Source organism: Pseudomonas sp. JAI120 (assembly GCF_014207255.1).
GTDB lineage: Bacteria > Pseudomonadota > Gammaproteobacteria > Pseudomonadales > Pseudomonadaceae > Aquipseudomonas.
Genome location: NZ_JACHCZ010000002.1, coordinates 59,294 through 76,576 on the forward strand (window position 1 = coordinate 59,294; position 17,283 = coordinate 76,576).

Here is a 17,283-nt window from a genome sequence, read left to right on the forward strand (position 1 = left end):
GGGCGGTGCGACGATTCGACTTGCCCCCTCCCACATTTGTATTGCGGTGTTCTCTGGCTCTTAGTTCTTCACCACTTCCTCAAGGGTGAAGCGCCCCAGCGGGTTTTGCAGGAAGTTGCTCACATTCTTGCGTGAGATGTTGATGTACGGGCTGTAGTACAGGTCGATCCAGTTCACATCCTGTTTCGCCAGTTTCTGCAACTCCACATACATCTGCTCACGCTTGACCGGGTCGGCCTCAATGCGCGCCGCTGCGACCAAGTCCTTGACCTTGTCATTCTTGTAGCGGGTCATGTAGTTCTGGTTGGTGTCGTGGCCAAGCACGAAGGTGGTCTTCTGGTCCGGGTCGAGGATGTCGTTGGTCCAGTACATCACCGAAATATCGTACTCACCGTCCACCAGCATCTGCCAGCTTTGGGTCGGGTCGACTTTCTGCAGGTTGGCGGTCACACCGACCTTGGCCAACTGGTCCTTGATGATCACAGCGATCTGCTCGTCGGCTTCGTTGCCGGCGTTGACCACATAGTTGAGCTTCAAGTCCTTCGCGCCAGCCTTTTCCAACAGCTGCTTGGCGGCGGTCGGGTCATACGGGCGTTGCAGGTTGTTGGCGTAGTGGAACAACGAGCCTTTCGGGATGTAGGAATAGGCCACCGTGCCTTGACCGTAAGTGGCGGTTTTCACCAGCGACTGTTTGTCGATCGCCATGTCCAGCGCCTCGCGCACTTCCTGCTTGGCCAGCAGGCCGTGGGCGTGGTTGATCAGCAGGTGATCTTCACGGGTGGACGGGTCGGAGTGGATCACCACGTTCTTGTCTTTCTTCAGTTCCTCAACCCGGGAAAACGGTACGAAGATCGCCGTGTCCAACTCGTTGTTCTGCACCATGCGCATCCGCGTGTTGTCGTCGGTCACGGAGACCCACTCCACGCCGTCCAGGCTGACCTTCTTGGCCTGCCAGAAATTCGGGTTCTTCTTCAGGATGACCCGGTCGCCCTTGCGCCATTCGTCCACGGTAAACGCGCCGGAGGTCACCGGATTTTCGGAGTAGGCGTCTTCCCCCATTTTGGTCATGGCTTTTTCCGACAGGATCGAAACCGTCGGCGAGGCCAGTTGCGACAGGAAAGCTACCGCCGGAGTCTTCAGCGTGACGACCAGGGTGTGCGGGTCTGATGCCTTGGCCGTGTTGATCAGGTTGAACGGATCAGCCCACAACGAGGCCTTGTTGTCGCGGATACGCAGCAGGCTGAACGCCGCGTCCTCGGCAGTGATTGGCGAGCCATCGGAGAACTTCGCATCTCGCAGTTTGAACGTGTAGGTCAGGCCGTCCTTGGAGATGTCCCAGCTTTCAGCCAGGCCCGGCTCCATCTTGGTGCCCAGGTTATCCACGCGTACCAGGGTGTCGTAGACGTTGGCGAATACCCAGGTATCGCGGTTTTGCGCGCTTTTGATCGGGTCGAACGTGGTGCTGTCTTCACGGCAGCCGATGGTGAGGACGCCGGCGGCCTGGGCCAGGCCGGCGGTCAGCGACCAAGCTGTCAACGTGGCAGCGGCAAGCAACTTCAAGTGGCGGGATTGCATGTCATAACTCCTTGTTCATGATGGGCAGGAAGGGTCAACGGTTCTTCAAGCACGCAACTGTACCGATGCTCGTGCAGGGAATGGGTAGGCGGCAATACCACGGAACACATCGTCCGGGCGTACCGGCAACGCGGGTGGAAGGCACAACCCGCAGGCAAATTCAGGGGGCTCGGCGGCTCGCCAGGCAACGGCTGCGTCGGCAAAGGCCGGTGCGGATCGATCTCCGGAATCGCCTCGATCAACGCGGCTGTATACGGATGGCGCGGCGAGGTGAAGACCGCTTCCACCGGCCCTTCCTCGACGATCTTGCCCAGGTACATCACCGCCACGCGGTCGCACAGGCGCCGCACGATGGCCAAATCGTGGGCGATAAACAGGATCGCCAGGTTCATGCGCTGTTGCAGTTCCAACAGCAGGTTGATGATCTGGCCCTGGATCGATACATCCAGCGCTGCCACGCATTCGTCGGCAATGATCAAGCGTGGCTCCACCGCCAGCGCCCGGGCAATACCGACACGCTGGCATTGGCCGCCACTGAGGGAGCCGGGTTTGCGACTGGCCAGTTCGGGGCGCAGGCCGACCAGGTCAAGCAACTCGTTGACGCGAGCCGGGATGCGCGCTGCCGGGACTTTGCGCTGCACCCGCAGCACCTCGGCGATGGTTTCGCCGATGGTGTGGCGCGGGTTCAACGCGGCGTAGGGATCCTGGAAGATCATCGCCGTTTCATGGCGCAGGCGCGCGATGTCGACCGCGCTGCCATGGGCCATGTCGATGCCATCGAACAGCACCTGCCCGGCACTGATCGGGTTGAGGTGCAGGATCGCGCGGCCCAAGGTGCTTTTGCCGCTGCCGGACTCCCCCACCAACCCCAGGGTTTCACCGGCAGCCAGGTTCAGCGACACACCGTTCACCGCCCTCACCCACTGCTTGTTCAGGCCGAACACACCCGTGCCGGACGCGGCGAACCGCACCTCCAGGTCCTTGATCTGCAACAGGCTCATGGGCGTGCTCCCAACGGGTAGTGACACGCCACGCGCGCGCCTTCGGGCAACAGTTCGGTGCACAACGCGCCGACCTGCGGGCAACGCGGGTTGAAACGGCAGCCGTCGGGTAACGCATCGAGCAAGGGCGGCTGGCCGGGGATGGTGCGCAGCAACGCGTGGCCACTGCTGTGGGCCGGCTGGCAATCAATCAGGCCTGCGGTGTAGGGGTGTTGCGGATGGGCGAGCACGTCGTACTTGCTGCCGTGTTCACACAGGCGCCCGGCGTACATCACGGCGATGGAATCGCAGGTTTGCGCGACCACGCCGAGGTCGTGGGTGATCATGATGAGCGACAGGCCGCGCTGGTCACGCAGGTCCAGCAACAGGCGCAGGATCTGTGCCTGCACGGTCACGTCCAAAGCCGTGGTCGGTTCGTCGGCAATCAATACGTTCGGGTTGCAGCCCAGGGCCACGGCGATCATCGCGCGTTGGCGCATGCCACCGGAAAACTCATGGGGATAGTTGTCGATCCGTGCCTGGGGATCGGGAATGCCCACCTGGCGCAGCACCTCGATAGCTTGTCGGCGCGCGTCTTTTTTCGACGCACCCTGATGCAGGCGAATGCCTTCGGCGATCTGATCGCCGATGCGCATCAACGGGTCAAGGTGGCTGCTGGGGTTCTGGAAGATCATGCCCAACTGCCCGCCACGCACTGCGCGCATGCCGGTGTCATCCAGTTGCAGCAGGTCCTGGCCCGCCAGGCGTACCGCACCGCCCTGGACGCGCAGGTTGGGCGACGGCAACAAGCGCATCAAGCCACGGCAGGCCATGGTCTTGCCCGAGCCGCTTTCACCCACCAGGCCGAGGATCTCGCCTTCGGCCAGGTCGAAGGACACGCGGTCGACCAGGGTCACATCGCGCCCGCTGTTATTGGCGATCACACTAAGATCCCGCACTTGAAGCAGACTCATGAGCGATCCCCCAACACTTGCGCCACGCCATCGGCCAGCAAGCTGAAGCCCATGGCCAGGGTCACGATGGCCAACCCCGGAAAGGTGCAGATCCACCAGGCCGTGGTGATAAACGCCTGCCCTTCGGCAATCATCGTCCCCCACTCCGCCGTCGGCGGTTGCACGCCCAGGCCCAGGTAGCTCACGGCCGCACCGTTGAGCAGCACCAGAACCGCGTCAGACATGGAAAACACAATCGAGCCAAACATCGCATTCGGCAGCAAATGCCGGAACAGGATGCGCCCATGGCCAAAACCCAGGCTCTTGGCCGCCAGGGCAAAGTCGCTCTCCTTGAGCACCAGGATCTGTGAGCGGATCAGCCGCGCGTACGAGACCCAGCCGACCAGCGCCATGGCGATATAAAAGCTCTTCAGGCCCGGACCGAGGATGGCCATGATCGCCAGCATCAACACCAGGAACGGAAACGCCAGGATCACATCGATCACACGCATGCAGAAGCTGTCGAAGCGCCCGCCGATATAGCCAGAAACGGCACCGACAAACGTGCCGATCATGAACGGGAATATCACCCCGATGATGGCAAGCTGCAGGTCGACGCGCGCGCCCCAGATAACCCTCGAAAGGATGTCTCGACCGTAATTATCAGTGCCAAATGGATGGGCCAGGCCAGGGCCGAGCAATGCCATTTCCGTGTTTTGCGCAATGGGGTCATAGGGGGCGATCCACGGCGCAAACACGGCCAGGGCCAGCCACACAGACAGAATCAACAGCCCCCACGCGGCCGTCAGTCGGCCATTGCGAAAACCAAAACGCAGGCGCAGGCGCCACGGGGCAATCAACGGGCGACTGCTCATTGCATCTTCACCCGTGGGTCGAGGGCCACCGTGACCACATCGGCGAGGAAGTTGACCACCACCGTCGCGCAGGCCAGCACCATCGCTACGCCCTGCACCACCATGTAGTCGCGGGTAAAAATGCCGCGCACCAGCAATTGGCCGATACCGGGAATGGCGAACAGGCTTTCGATCACGACGGTGCCGCTGATCAGCCAGCCAATATTCACCGCCAGCAGGTTGACCGCCGGCACCAGGGAATTGGGCAGCACATGGCGACGGAACACCGCAGCTTCCGACAACCCGCGGGCCCGCGCGGCAGTGACGTGGTCGGCCTGCAGCTCCATCAACATGCTCGCCCGCAGGTTGCGGACCAGCACCGCCGACAGCGCCAGGGCGATGGTCAGGCACGGCAAGACCATATGGTGCGCCTTGTCCAGCCAGGTGCGGCCGTAGCCGGACACCGGGAACAGGCCCCATTGCACACTGAGCAGCAGGATCAGCATCAGGCCCAGCCAGAACGCCGGCATGCCCAGGCCCACGGTGGTGAACACACGGATCAGGTTATCCGCCCACCCGCCTTTATTGCGTGCGGCCAACGTCGCCAGCGGCACCGCAATCAGCAGCGCCAGCACCACGCTGCCGAGCACCAGCACCAGGGTGGGTTCGATACGGGTGACGATCAGCTTCAAGGCGTCGACTTTGTACAGCAGTGATTGGCCGAGGTCGCCCTTGAGCAGGTTCTTCAGGAAGTAGAAATACTGCTGCCACAAAGGCTGGTCGAGGCCGTACTGGGCGCGGATTTTCAGCAAAGCGTCCGGCGTGCTGCGCGAGCCGAGCAAGGCGCGTGCCGGGTCGCCCGGGATCAAGCGCACCAGCACAAACGTGATCAGGCTGATGCCAAACAGTACCGGCAGCAATTGCAGCGGCCGGGACAGTACAAAACGGTAGCGCGCCAGGTTCATCTGTCAGCCTCGGTGGCGAGCGAGAAAGTCCAACAGTACCGGAAAATAAGCGTGTGGCTCCTCATAGAACGGCATATGGCTGCTGTTGGGAAATACATGCAGTTCGGCGTGTCTGGCCGCCATCTTCATGCGCATGGCGCAGGCCGGGGTGAGTTCGTCGTGCTGGCCGGTGGTGATCAGGATCGGCATGCTGAAAGCGGCCATCTCGGGGATGCGGTTCCAGTCCTTGAGGTTGCCGACGTAGAGGAATTCATTGGGGCCCTGCATGGTTTCGTAGGGGCCCATGTTCCAGTCGCCGAGGGAGCGCTTGACCGGTTCGGGCCATTCGTCCAAGCGGCAGACGTGGCGATAGTTGAGCAAGGTGATTGCAGCCTGGTACTGCGGGTGATCCAGGGTACCCATGGCTTCGTGGCGCTGCATCATCGCCACGGTCTCACTGCCCAGCGCGCCGCGTAGGCGTTCGAGTTCTTGAGAAAGATGCGGAATGTCGCCGACGGTGTTTTCGAGGATCAGGCTTTTCAGCGTGTCGGGGTAATGGATGGCGTATTCGATGCCCAGCCAGCCGCCCCAGGAATGCCCGAGCAGGTGCACGCGGCCGAGGTCCAGGGCTTGGCGCACGGTTTCGACTTCTTCGACATAACGGCGGATTTCCCACAGGGAAACATCGGTCGGTCTGGCTGATGCGCCTGTGCCAAGCTGGTCGAATGCAACCACTCGCAGGTTATGGTCCTTGAGCCAGCCATGGGCGTCGCGCAAGTAGTCACACGGCAGGCCCGGCCCACCGTTGAGACACAAGAGCACCTCATCGCCTTCGCCGAAGCTGTAGACCACGAGGTTGTGGCCATCGACTTGCACGTTGTACTGCTGGTCGGGGGCAATTTCACGCCACATGCATACATTCCTTGTGTTGTATCGGCCTGGCGGGTAGCGGCCGTTTATCAGGCCAACACTACCGAGGATGCCGCGCGTCCATAACCTAGTATTTCTTATAGGTTTGGCCTGGCAGTCCTTCGCCGGGGCGTGGCATTCTACTTGCAGGAAGTCGAGATTCAAATGAATTCGGGAGCAGAACGGATGCTGGCCAAGCTAACTGCCTTCAACAATCGTCTGATGCCGGGCAGGAGCCTGGATGAGCAGATGGACAACACGTTCATCCTCGCCCAGCAGATGGGCTTCGATGCACTGGTGTACGACTACACCCCGGTGCCAATAGACCAGGATGGTGCATTGATCACCCCATCGGTGCTGGAGCTGCGCAACACGCCGACCGATTGGCATGGGTTGTGGTGCAGCAAAGGGTTCTACCAGATCGATCCGGTGCAACACCTGGCCCTGCGCACGGTGTCACCGTTCGTGTGGTCCTACGAAGCCAAGGCTGACACGGCCCTGCAAACCATCATCGACCCCTGTCACGCCCCCGTTTCGTCCTACCTGCACGACCAGCAACTGACCTGCGGCGTCAGCGTTCCGATGCATCTGCCCCGTGGCGGCTTCGCTTCACTGACCGGCTTGCGCACCGGCAACACGCCAACCGTGCTGCAGGACGCGCAGCAGACCTTGTCGGACTTCAGCCTGATTTCCCACGCTTTGCAGGAAGCGGCCTACCCGCTGTTCGGCAAGGAGCTGCGCACCTACCCGCACATTCACCTGACCAAACGCGAGCGCGAATGCCTGAAATGGGCCGCCGAAGGCCTGACCGCCGCCGAAATCGCCACGCAATTGAGCCGTTCACTGGCGGTGATCACCCTGCACCTTGCCTCGGCGATGCACAAACTGGGGGCCAAGAACCGTGTACAGGCCGTGGTGCGCGCGACCCATTACCGCCTGCTCGAAGACTGACTTTTTGGCAAAACCTAGCTGTTTTGCTAGTTACCTGAATGTTGCCCAAGGCTTATCGTGTCCCTGATCCTTTATTTTCAGAGCAGGGTACGAAATGGAATTCATCGAAAAAATCCGCGAAGGGTATGCCACGTTTGGCGCCTACCAGACCTGGTACCGCGTCACGGGTGATCTGGCCAGCGGCCGTACACCGCTGGTGGTCATCCACGGTGGCCCCGGCTGCACCCATGATTATGTCGACGCCTTCAAGGACGTCGCAGCCAGCGGTCATGCGGTCATCCACTACGACCAACTCGGCAATGGCCGCTCCACGCACTTGCCTGAGAAAGACCCGTCCTTCTGGACCGTCGATCTGTTTCTTAAAGAACTGGATAACCTGCTGGACCACCTGCAAATCAGCGATAACTACGCGATCCTCGGCCAGTCCTGGGGCGGCATGCTCGGCAGCGAGCACGCAATCCTGCAACCCAAGGGCCTGCGTGCGTTTATCCCGGCCAACTCGCCAACCTGCATGCGCACCTGGGTCAGCGAGGCCAACCGCCTGCGCAAACTGCTGCCCCAAGGCGTGCATGAAACCCTGCTCAAGCATGAAGCCGCCGGCACGTATAACGACCCGGAATACCTCGCCGCCTCACGGGTGTTCTATGACCAGCATGTGTGCCGCGTTAACCCGTGGCCGGAAGAAGTGGCGCGCACCTTCGCCCAGGTCGACTCAGACCCCACGGTGTACCACGCCATGAGCGGCCCGACCGAGTTCCACGTAATCGGCAGCCTGAAGGACTGGAAATCCATTGGCCGCCTGTCGGCAATTAAGGTGCCGACCCTGGTGATCTCCGGCCGGCATGATGAGGCCACGCCACTGGTGGTCAAGCCGTTCCTGGATGAGATCGCGGATGTGCGCTGGGCGCTGTTCGAAGACTCCAGCCACATGCCCCACGTGGAAGAACGCCAGGCGTGCATGGGCACCGTGGTGAAGTTTCTGGATGAGGCGTGTTCTGTTCCGCACACAGTCCGCAAGGCTGGTTGAGTTCCAAATGTGGGAGGGGCGGTGCAAGTCGAATCGTCGCACCGCCCCTCCCACATTTTTAGACCTCTGTGGTTTCAGCTTGTGCAGCTTTCCTTGGCACCTCCGCCACCAATGGAATCTCCTTGCCCTCGGCATCGAACAACTTGCCGCCACTGAAGTAATCCCCCTCGCGCAATGCCGATACGTCGTGGAAGCACAAACTGCGCTCAGTCCCCGCGACAAACACCGACTGCTGGTCTGAATTACCCGCAGTGAAATGGTTGAACGCCAGGTTCAACAGGATCGCCATGATCGCCGACGAACTGATACCCGAGTGGAAAATGGTCGCGAACCAGCCGGGGAATTGGTCGTAGAAACTCGGCGCAGCAATCGGGATCATGCCGAAACCGATGGAGGTGGCAACGATGATCAGGTTCATGTTGTTGCGGTAGTCCACCTTGGACAAAGTGCGAATACCACTGGCCGCCACGGTGCCAAACAGCACAATCCCGGCACCGCCCAATACCGAGGTCGGCACCGCGGCGATTACTCGCCCCATGAATGGCAGCAAACCGAGGATCACCAGGAATAGCCCACCCGTTGCGACCACAAAGCGACTCTTCACCCCGGTCACCGCCACCAGGCCTACGTTCTGGGCGAAGGCACTCTGGGTGAACGAACCGAAGATCGGCGCGAACATGCTCGACAGCATATCGGCGCGCAGGCCGTTGCCCAGGCGTTTGGAGTCGACCTTGGTGTCGATGATTTCGCCCACCGCCAGGATGTCGGCCGAGGTTTCCACCAGGGTCACCATCACCACGATGCACATGGAAATGATCGCCGCGATGTGAAAGGTCGGCATGCCGAAATGGAATGGCGTAGGGAAACCGAACATTGGCCCCTGGGTGACGCCGGAAAAATCCGCCATGCCGAGGAACACCGCTATCACCGTACCGATCACCATCGCCAGCAGGATCGACAGGCGCGAGATGGTTGCGCTGCCGATCTTGCTCAATAGCAGCACCAGCACCAGGGTCAACGCCGCCAGGCCGATATTGGGCATGCTGCCGAAATCCGCCGCGCGGCTGTTACCGCCCATGGCCCAGCGCGCCGCCACGGGCATCAGGGTGAGGCCGATGGTGGTAATCACGATACCGGTCACCAACGGCGGGAAAAACTGGGTGATCCGCGAGAACACCGGGGTGATCAACAGCCCGATAAACGACGCGGCCATCACCGCGCCGAGAATCGCCGGCACTCCGCCGGCGCCATCGCTGCCGACAATCGCCACCATGGTCGCCACACCGGCAAACGACACGCCCTGCACCAACGGCAACTGACAGCCAAAGAACGGCAGGCCAAGGGTTTGCAACAAGGTGGCGAGGCCACCGGCAAACAACGATGCGGCGATCAAGAGACCAATATCCGCCGGCGACAGCCCGGCCGCCTGGCCGACGATCAAGGGTACCGCGACGATGCCGCCGTACATGGTGAGCACATGCTGCAGGCCGTAAGCCATGTTAGCGGCGACGCCTAGATTCTCATCTTCCGGCCGCTGCGGTGACGCCTTCGGGATAGTCATGGTGAGGGGATCTCTGTTTTTGTTGTGCGGACACTGTATTCAATCTTAAGACTAGATGTCCATAGAGCTGTATACAATCAATCGAACAAGATACCCTCCAGCGGCGTTACAAAAACCATTGGGCCGTGATGAGCCAGAACGCCAAAGGACACTAAAACAATGAAAAAGGCATTACAGGGCGCCACCGTTGCACTCACCCTCCTCGGCGGCGGGGAGGCTGTCGCGGTGGAATGGATGAACAACAGCGTCGGTTTTCGCTACGGCCAGCAGTTCACCAATCCGAATAACCCCGACGATTTCAGCAAGCGCATCTACAGCTTTACCCACGCCAGCGGCTACCGGTATGGCAGCAACTTCCTGAACCTGGATGTGTTCCTGTCCGACAGCCACGACCCGCGCAAGGGCACCGACCACGGCGGCAGTGAGGTGTACGCGGTGTACCGGCATCAGCTGTATGCGTCACGGGTGCTGGATGTGCCGCTGGGCACCGGGCTGATCAAGGATTACGCGCTGACCCTGGGCTTTGATGCCAACCGCAACAACAACGTCGCTTCGGCGAAAAAACGTGCGCTGGTGATCGGCCCTACCTTGAAGTTCAACACCGTGGGCGTGCTGGACCTGAGCCTCCTGTACTACAAGGAGCGCAACCACACCGGCATCCCCGGCGCGCAGGAGTCAGACCACACGTTCGACGACACCTACATGCTCAACCTGACGTGGATGCGCCCTTTCGAGATCGCCAACCATGCGGCGAAATTCCAGGGGTTTATCAATTACGTCGGGGAAAAAGGCGCGGACTACCATGGCCGCGACACGGCACCGGAAGCCCTGATGCGCAGCGCGCTGATGGTCGCAGTACGACCGGGCAAGGGCGTGAAGCCGAACCTGTACCTCGGGGTGGGTTACGAATACTGGCATAACAAGTTCGGCGTGGACGGCGGCCGGGGCAGCCGTACGTCAACGCCGACGGTGAACATGGAAGTGACGTTCTAGGCGGCCGCCAGTTCCGAATCGTCTGCGTTGCGCCGCGCCAGCCAATAGCCCAACACGGCCAAAGGCGCGGTCGCCAGCATCACGATCGCCGTGATCAGCAACGGCTGCTCGATCATCGACGACACCAACAGGCTGCTGAGAAAGCACAGGCCCAGTTGCAGGGTATTCTGCAGAGCGGCAGCCTTACCGGAATTTTCTGCAAACGGCATCAGCGCATTCGCCACCACGATCGGGTAGCTGGCGCCGTTGACCAGCGCCATCAGGCAGAACGGAATCAGCAAGGTGGTGAGCGTCGGCACGGTCAAGGTGGCGACCAGGTACAACGCCACCATGCTGACGCAATAGGCGAGCAGCAACCACGGCAGCAACGTCTTGCCCTGGAAGCGCTGCAAGGCGCTGCGGCAACTGTAGCCACCCACCAGAAACGCCAAGGTTGGGAGCACGTAGCTCAGGCCGATGTCATTCGGGCTGTAGCCCATGTCGCCCAGGATGAAAGGCGAAGCGGTCAGCCAGGCGAAGAAGCTGGCCGAGCAGGCGGCGAAGATCATCACATTGCCAGTAAACACCCGGGAGGTGAGCAACTGCCAATAGCCAAGGCGCGAAGATTCGCCTTCCCGCGTCTGAGGTTTCGGCACGGAGCGCAGGAACAACGTCGGCAGCAGCAACAGCAGCGACACCCCCAGCAATACGCCGAAGATGGCCTGCCAACCGAAGTGGTTCAGCACCATTGCGCCCAACAGCGGCGCCAGCGCTGGCGACAACGACATCAACGGCATGATGCTGGCGAACACGCGGTGGGCCTTGTCGGCCGGGTAGCGGTCGATCACCAGCGCCTGCCAGCTCACAGCCGCAGAACACACGCCAATCGCCTGCATAAAGCGCAAGGCCAGCAACTGCGGCGCGGTCTCGACCCAAAACATCCCCGCGCAACCCACGACAAACAGGCTCAAGCCTGCGAGCAAGATCGGCTTGCGCCCCAGGCGGTCGGACAAGGGCCCCCACAGCAACTGCCCCACCGCAAAGCCCGCGAGGAAAATACTCAAGCTGGCGCCCACCGCACCCGCACCAATATGCAACTGCTCGCCCATGGCGCCGAACGCCGGCAAATACATGTCCATGGCGAGATAACCGAGCATGCTCAGCCCCGCCAGATACCAGGTGAAACCAAAAGAATTTTTCATTGAAGCCTTGTTAGTCTTGCCATCAAACTATTTGCTGACTGCCGCCCATTATGAAGCTGAGAGATTTTGTGTGAAGCGATAATAATTGGCGGTTCTTATCAATAATTTTGAAGGCAACCCTAATGTGGTCCGAATACTCCCTGGATGTCGTCGATGCGGTAGCGCGCCATGGCAGCTTCAGCGCCGCCGCCCAGGAATTGCACCGCGTGCCGTCAGCCATCAGTTATACCGTACGTCAACTTGAAGAGTGGCTCGCGGTGCCGCTGTTTGTGCGCCGGCATCGTGATGTGGAGCTGACACCCGCCGGCCGCCTGTTTATCGACGAAGCCCGCGGCGTGATGAAAAAAATGCTCGGCACACGGCGCCTGTGCCAGCAGGTGGCCAATGGCTGGAGTGGCCAGTTGAAGGTGGCGGTGGATTCCATCGTCAAACCCCAGCGCTGCCGGCAGTTGGTGCTGGATTTCTATCGGCAGTTTCCCGAGGTGGAGTTGCTGCTGGAATACGAGGTGTACAACGGCGTGTGGGATGCCTTGGCGGATGAGCGCACCGATATTGTCATCGGCGCCACCAGCGCCGTGCCGGTGGCCAGTCACTTCACCTTTCGCGATATGGGCTTATTGAATTGGCTGTGCGTGGTCAGCGCCCGGCACCCGTTGGCGGCCGTGGAAGGGTTGCTCAATGACGACCAACTGCGCCCCTTCGCCTCACTGTGCATGACTGACACCTCGCGCAACCTGCCCAAGCGCGACACTTGGACCCTGGATAACCAGCGGCGGCTGGTGGTGCCGAACTGGGCCTCCGCCATCGATTGCCTGCGCGATGGCCTGTGCGTCGGCATGGCACCGGCGCATCAGGTATTGCCGTGGATCGAACGCGGTGAATTGGTGGCGCTGCAACTGACGCGCCCCTTCCCGGCCAGCCCATCGTGCGTGGCCTGGGCACAGAGCAAACTGTCCCCGGCCATGGAATGGTTGCTGGAGTACCTGGGGGATACCGACACCCTGAACCAGGAGTGGCTCAACGGCAGGGACCTAGCTCAATAGCCGAGCGATGGCCCGCACGATCATCTCGACCTCCTTGGCCTCCAGGGTCAACGGCGGCAGCAGGCGAATGACCTTACCCCGCGTCACGTTGATCAGCAGCCCATGCTCCTGGGCGGCACGCTGGGCCAGGTCGCGACAGGGGCTGGCCAACTCAATACCGACCATCAGGCCCCGTCCGCGAATCGCCAGCACCTGTGGGTGGTCTTCCAATTCCATGCGTAAACGCGCCAGCAAGCGTTCGCCCTGTTGCGCAGCGTTCTGCAACAAACCTTGCTCTTCGATAATGTCCAACACCGTGCAGCCCACCCGGCACGCCAGCGGATTGCCGCCAAAGGTGCTGCCGTGACTGCCGGGCGTGAACAGCTCGGCTACCGCAGCCCTGGCCAGGCAGGCACCGATGGGTACACCATTGCCGAGGCCTTTGGCCAGGGTCATCACATCCGGGACAATGCCTTCATGCTGGAAGGCAAACCAGGCGCCGGTGCGGCCGATGCCGGTCTGGATTTCATCGAGCATCATCAGCCAGCCGTGGCGTGTACAGTGATCGCGCAGGGCTTGCAGATAACCGGCCGGTGCCGGCTGTACGCCACTTTCGCCTTGGATCGGCTCGAGCAGGACCGCCGCGATACGCGCGCCAAACGTCTTGGTGATGGCCTCCAGTGCCACAAGATCACCGAAACCGACCTTGAGAAAATCCCCCGGCAAACGCTGAAAGCCCAGGCGCACCGACGGCCCATCACTGGCAGCCATGGTGCCCAGCGTACGGCCATGGAAAGCATTCTCCATCACTACCACCAACGGCTCTTCGATGCCTTTTTTCCAGCCATGCAACCGCGCCAGTTTCAGCGCCGTCTCGTTGGCTTCGGCGCCGGAATTGTTGAAGAAGGCACGGTCAAGGCCGGACAGCTGGGTCAGGCGCTGGGCGAGGCGTTGCTGCCAATCGATGCTGTAGAGGTTGGAGGTGTGCAACAACAGGCCGGCCTGCTCACTGATGGCCGCCACCAGTTTCGGATGCGAATGCCCGACGTTGGTCACCGCAACGCCCGCCACCGCGTCCAGGTATTCACGCCCCTGCTGGTCCCACAGGCGCGTGCCGAGGCCACGGGTAAAACTCAGGGCTAAGGGTTGATACGTGGTCATCAGGCAGGCGGCGGTCATGGTGGCAGGCTCCAGTGCATCGTTGTGATGGGTTGAAGTATCGTTAGCCACCAGAGCTGGATAAACTGCACTTTCCTGCAATGACTTTAAACCAGGACTTTACAATGGATCTATTCCAGGCGATGTCGGTATACGTAAAAGTGGTGGAGAGCGGCAGCATGACCGCCGCCGCCCAGGCCTGCGGGATGTCGACCACGATGGTCGGCAACCACTTGCGCGCCCTCGAACAACGCCTGGGCGTCAGCCTGCTCAAGCGCACCACCCGCAAACAGAGCCTGACGGAATTCGGCGGCCAGTATTACCAGCGTTGCCTGGAAGTACTGGGACTGGTGTCCGACTCCGAGCAACTGGCCGAACAGGCCCACAGTGACATTCCCAAAGGCACTCTGCGCATCACCGCCCCGCCCGCCTTCGGCACCGAACGCTTGGCGCCGGCCTTGAGCGAGTTTTCCCAACGCTACCCGCTGATCAAGCTGTACGTGGTGCTCAGCAACCAGCGCGTGGACATGGTCGACAGCGGCTTTGACGTGGCCATCCGCCTTGGCGAACTGGAAGCCTCAAGCCTGATCGCCCGACCGATGCAGGACTACACCATCACCCTGTGCGCCTCACCGGACTACCTGGCCCGACGTGGTACACCACAGACGCCCGAGGACCTGCAACAGCACGACTGCCTGGCGTTCGCCTACCCTTCCACCGATGACTGGCGCAACGCCGACAAGCTGTGGCGCATGACCGGCGCAGAAGGCGAAGTGGAAATCCCGGTGTCCGGCTCGCTGACCGTCAATAGCTCCCAGGCCTTGCGCCAGGCAGCCGTGCAAGGCATGGGGATCGTCATGCTGCCGGATGCCCTGGTGCAGCCCGACCTGCAAACCGGCAAGCTGGTGGCCTTGCTGACCACCTATCAACTGCCCAGCCGGCCCATGCATTTGCTGTACGGCCAGGATCGTTATCGCTTGCCGAAGCTGCGCGCCTTTGTGGATTTCGCCATGGAAAAGTGGGCGCGCTAGAAGCCCACGCCCAACTCGCGCAATCGCGCCGCCGTCTGCTCGGCAGACACATGGTGAATGCCTTGCCAGCCGAGGGCGACGGCCGCTTCGATATTGCCGGCGACATCATCGATAAACACCACTTCCCCCGGCTGGATATCCGGCAGGTACACCCGTACCTGGCTGAGACTGGCGTGGTAGATCGCCGCGTCGGGCTTGATCAACTTCAACTCGCCGGACACCACGATGTTGCGGAATTTCCGAAGGAAGGGGTAATTGGCAAGCGCATAGGGAAAGGTCTCCGCCGACCAGTTTGTGAGCCCGAACAATGGCATGTTGGCCTGATGCAGCGCGTTGAGAATCGCCACGCCTTCGGGCAACGGGCCACGCAGCATTTCGTGCCAGCGGTCGTAGTAGGCCGCGATCAAGGGTTCATGGTGGGGGTATTGATCGATCAGGCTTTGCGTGGCTTCGGCCAGCGGCCGCCCCGCATCCTGCTCGGTGTTCCAGGCCTGGGTACAGATGTTATCGAGGAACCACTGCCGCTCTTGATCGTCGGCAATCAGTTTGCGGTACAGGTGCTGCGGGTTCCAGTCGAACAGTACACCGCCAAAGTCAAACACTACTGCGCGGATCGTCATGGGTTCCTCCCTTTTGTGCAACGCCAGAGTCAGGACAGTTTGGCATGTACCCGGCCCCTGGCAGCAAGTAAGCACGAGTAGGATTGTTCTGAGATTCAAACAAGGCGTGCGCGGGGAACCCGCAGCGTCCCGTGTTAATAAAGGCCTTTAGCTTTAATGCGCGGGTTCTATCTCACATAGATAGTCACACTTGTTCTTCCTGTTTGAAGGCGCCCTCACTTTAATCTCGGGCGTCCAACTCAAGGAGCTAGCGTCTGGAGGGAATCATCGAACTTCGCTGTAGATATGACTCGGAGAAACTTCAATGACAAGCATAACCTCTTCAGTGACCGCCCCTTCCGCATACAGCCTTGCCGCGCTGCAAAACTGTCTTGCCCAAGGCGCAAATACTCCCACAGCAGTGCTGATCGATCAGGTCAAAGACGAAACAGGCATCGTGCCAAGCCATCTTGCCCCCTTGCAAGACATCGCAATGACCACCAACTCCATCATAGGCATACGCCCGGTCGAAACCGTCGCAACAGGCCTGATAGAAGCCGGGCACCCCACCAAGGACTTCCATATCAAAGGCAAGAGCGCCAACTGGGGCCCTCAGGCAGGTCTGATCTGTACAGACCAGGCCTTCAGCAAACTTGAACAAGTTGCTGAAAAAACACCAGCCAAAGTAGCCAAGGCCAATGAGCAAATCCAAGCGTGTATCCAAGAAGGCCATGCAGTTGCAACGCCCCTGCAGCTGTCGAGCCAGCGCCTTGATGTATTGGTCAAGCTCGGCCACATAACCCAACTGGCCGTTCAAGGCGCTGACGGCACATTGCAATTAAGCGCCCACGGGCCCAGTCAGCAAACCTATACATTCGAAGCCCATCGCACGTCACCTTCAAGCGACAGCTACTTCATCACCCATCAAGGCAAGCTCCTTGAAGTGCTGGCCAAGCATGCAGAAGGTAAACCGTTGACCGCCGATTACGACCTGCACCTGATCGCGCCCCATATCAACGACTTCGGCCCCCAGGACAAACTCCCCATACCGGACGTGGCCCACAGTGTCTTCAAGGGTCGAGTTGAACGCTATAAGCAAGCTCCTGAGGCGCTACGCGCAGACTTCGAAAGCCCCGCCCATTTCTACCGGAAAGAAGATCCCCACCTTGGCAACGCAACACCACGGATAGAGCAGATGATAGGACTGATCAATCAAAAATTGGTCGGCGAGGGAGAGAGAGTGGTTCATCACAACGCGGACTCGGGCAGCCCGGCCACGGAAGTGGCTGCCAATTACCCGACGACGTTTTTCCTACCGGCAAAACTGGGTCGATTCGATGAAATCAGCATCATCCACGACAGCAGGGAAATGGCAGAACTGATCAAGACCGCCAAGGACAGCGGTTATCACGTACCGCTGAATCCCCTGTGGGAGAAAGAAGTAACCAACGTGAGGCGGTCCGCCTTCACCCAGGCAAAAAATAGCCTTGCCTGAATCATGACGGGAAGACAGCGGCCTGATAACCCGATGATCAGGCCGCTATC

Annotated in this window: 16 protein-coding genes; 6 read left to right on the plus strand and 10 right to left on the minus strand. The window is 60.6% G+C overall.

From position 1 onward, the window contains the following. Window positions 1-60: 60 nt before the first annotated feature. Genes HDC32_RS12135 through HDC32_RS12160 form a run of 6 tightly spaced genes read right to left on the minus strand, consistent with a single transcriptional unit; the run spans window position 61 to window position 6,218 of the window. Window positions 61-1,575 (minus strand): ABC transporter substrate-binding protein, encoded by a 1,515-nt coding sequence (locus HDC32_RS12135; RefSeq protein WP_145334809.1) that lies wholly within the window; start codon window positions 1,573-1,575, stop codon window positions 61-63. Beyond that, window positions 1,557-2,576: an ABC transporter ATP-binding protein gene (locus tag HDC32_RS12140; protein ID WP_167656134.1), complete on the minus strand. Its 1,020-nt coding sequence runs from the start codon at window positions 2,574-2,576 to the stop codon at window positions 1,557-1,559. The genes HDC32_RS12135 and HDC32_RS12140 overlap by 19 nt, the downstream gene beginning before the upstream one ends. Then, entirely contained in the window at window positions 2,573-3,529 is a 957-nt protein-coding gene (locus HDC32_RS12145; protein WP_131698988.1) for an ABC transporter ATP-binding protein, read from the minus strand. Before HDC32_RS12145 ends, HDC32_RS12140 begins: the two co-directional genes overlap by 4 nt. After that, window positions 3,526-4,383 (minus strand): ABC transporter permease, encoded by an 858-nt coding sequence (locus tag HDC32_RS12150; protein ID WP_131698987.1) that lies wholly within the window; start codon window positions 4,381-4,383, stop codon window positions 3,526-3,528. The genes HDC32_RS12145 and HDC32_RS12150 overlap by 4 nt, the downstream gene beginning before the upstream one ends. Next, window positions 4,380-5,327, minus strand: coding sequence for an ABC transporter permease (locus HDC32_RS12155; RefSeq protein ID WP_184744211.1), 948 nt, complete (start codon window positions 5,325-5,327; stop codon window positions 4,380-4,382). The genes HDC32_RS12150 and HDC32_RS12155 overlap by 4 nt, the downstream gene beginning before the upstream one ends. A 3-nt stretch (window positions 5,328-5,330) precedes the next feature. Then, window positions 5,331-6,218 carry a proline iminopeptidase-family hydrolase gene (locus HDC32_RS12160; protein ID WP_131698985.1) on the minus strand — a complete coding sequence of 296 codons (888 nt, stop codon included), beginning with the start codon at window positions 6,216-6,218 and terminating at the stop codon, window positions 5,331-5,333. A 183-nt stretch (window positions 6,219-6,401) separates the two neighbouring features. Between HDC32_RS12160 and HDC32_RS12165 the strand changes: the two genes are divergently transcribed. Together HDC32_RS12165 and HDC32_RS12170 are read left to right on the plus strand one after the other, a co-directional pair. Then, complete coding sequence (locus tag HDC32_RS12165) at window positions 6,402-7,166, plus strand: LuxR family transcriptional regulator (RefSeq protein ID WP_131698984.1); 765 nt, start codon at window positions 6,402-6,404, stop codon at window positions 7,164-7,166. Window positions 7,167-7,260: 94 nt separating this feature from the next. Next, window positions 7,261-8,193: a proline iminopeptidase-family hydrolase gene (locus tag HDC32_RS12170; RefSeq protein WP_131698983.1), complete on the plus strand. Its 933-nt coding sequence runs from the start codon at window positions 7,261-7,263 to the stop codon at window positions 8,191-8,193. A 58-nt stretch (window positions 8,194-8,251) separates the two neighbouring features. Here HDC32_RS12170 and HDC32_RS12175 read toward each other — a convergent pair whose 3' ends face one another. Beyond that, the gene (locus HDC32_RS12175; protein WP_131698982.1) at window positions 8,252-9,754 is read right to left on the minus strand and encodes a nucleobase:cation symporter-2 family protein; all 1,503 of its coding nucleotides are present in this window, start codon (window positions 9,752-9,754) and stop codon (window positions 8,252-8,254) included. A 159-nt stretch (window positions 9,755-9,913) separates the two neighbouring features. Here HDC32_RS12175 and HDC32_RS12180 point away from each other — a divergent pair, with 159 nt between their 5' ends. Continuing rightward, window positions 9,914-10,747, plus strand: coding sequence for a nucleoside-binding protein (locus HDC32_RS12180; protein ID WP_184744213.1), 834 nt, complete (start codon window positions 9,914-9,916; stop codon window positions 10,745-10,747). Here the strand turns inward: HDC32_RS12180 and punC are convergent. Then, window positions 10,744-11,928, minus strand: coding sequence for a purine nucleoside transporter PunC (punC, locus tag HDC32_RS12185; RefSeq protein ID WP_131698980.1), 1,185 nt, complete (start codon window positions 11,926-11,928; stop codon window positions 10,744-10,746). The two genes, HDC32_RS12180 and punC, sit on opposite strands and share 4 nt — an antisense overlap. 122 nt (window positions 11,929-12,050) lie before the next feature. On the opposite strand from punC, the gene punR reads away from it, so the two are divergent. Continuing rightward, on the plus strand, window positions 12,051-12,971 hold the full coding sequence (punR, locus tag HDC32_RS12190) for a DNA-binding transcriptional activator PunR (protein WP_184744215.1): 921 nt from the start codon (window positions 12,051-12,053) through the stop codon (window positions 12,969-12,971). Here punR and HDC32_RS12195 read toward each other — a convergent pair. Next, the gene (locus HDC32_RS12195; RefSeq protein WP_131698978.1) at window positions 12,960-14,129 is read right to left on the minus strand and encodes an aspartate aminotransferase family protein; all 1,170 of its coding nucleotides are present in this window, start codon (window positions 14,127-14,129) and stop codon (window positions 12,960-12,962) included. The two genes, punR and HDC32_RS12195, sit on opposite strands and share 12 nt — an antisense overlap. 104 nt (window positions 14,130-14,233) lie before the next feature. Between HDC32_RS12195 and HDC32_RS12200 the strand changes: the two genes are divergently transcribed. After that, the gene (locus HDC32_RS12200; RefSeq protein ID WP_184744217.1) at window positions 14,234-15,139 is read left to right on the plus strand and encodes a LysR family transcriptional regulator; all 906 of its coding nucleotides are present in this window, start codon (window positions 14,234-14,236) and stop codon (window positions 15,137-15,139) included. Here the strand turns inward: HDC32_RS12200 and HDC32_RS12205 are convergent. Continuing rightward, on the minus strand, window positions 15,136-15,759 hold the full coding sequence (locus HDC32_RS12205; RefSeq protein ID WP_131698976.1) for an HAD family phosphatase: 624 nt from the start codon (window positions 15,757-15,759) through the stop codon (window positions 15,136-15,138). The two genes, HDC32_RS12200 and HDC32_RS12205, sit on opposite strands and share 4 nt — an antisense overlap. Window positions 15,760-16,063: 304 nt before the next feature. Here HDC32_RS12205 and HDC32_RS12210 point away from each other — a divergent pair, with 304 nt between their 5' ends. After that, complete coding sequence (locus HDC32_RS12210) at window positions 16,064-17,233, plus strand: anthrax toxin-like adenylyl cyclase domain-containing protein (RefSeq protein WP_184744219.1); 1,170 nt, start codon at window positions 16,064-16,066, stop codon at window positions 17,231-17,233. The last annotated feature ends 50 nt before the right edge of the window (window positions 17,234-17,283 follow it).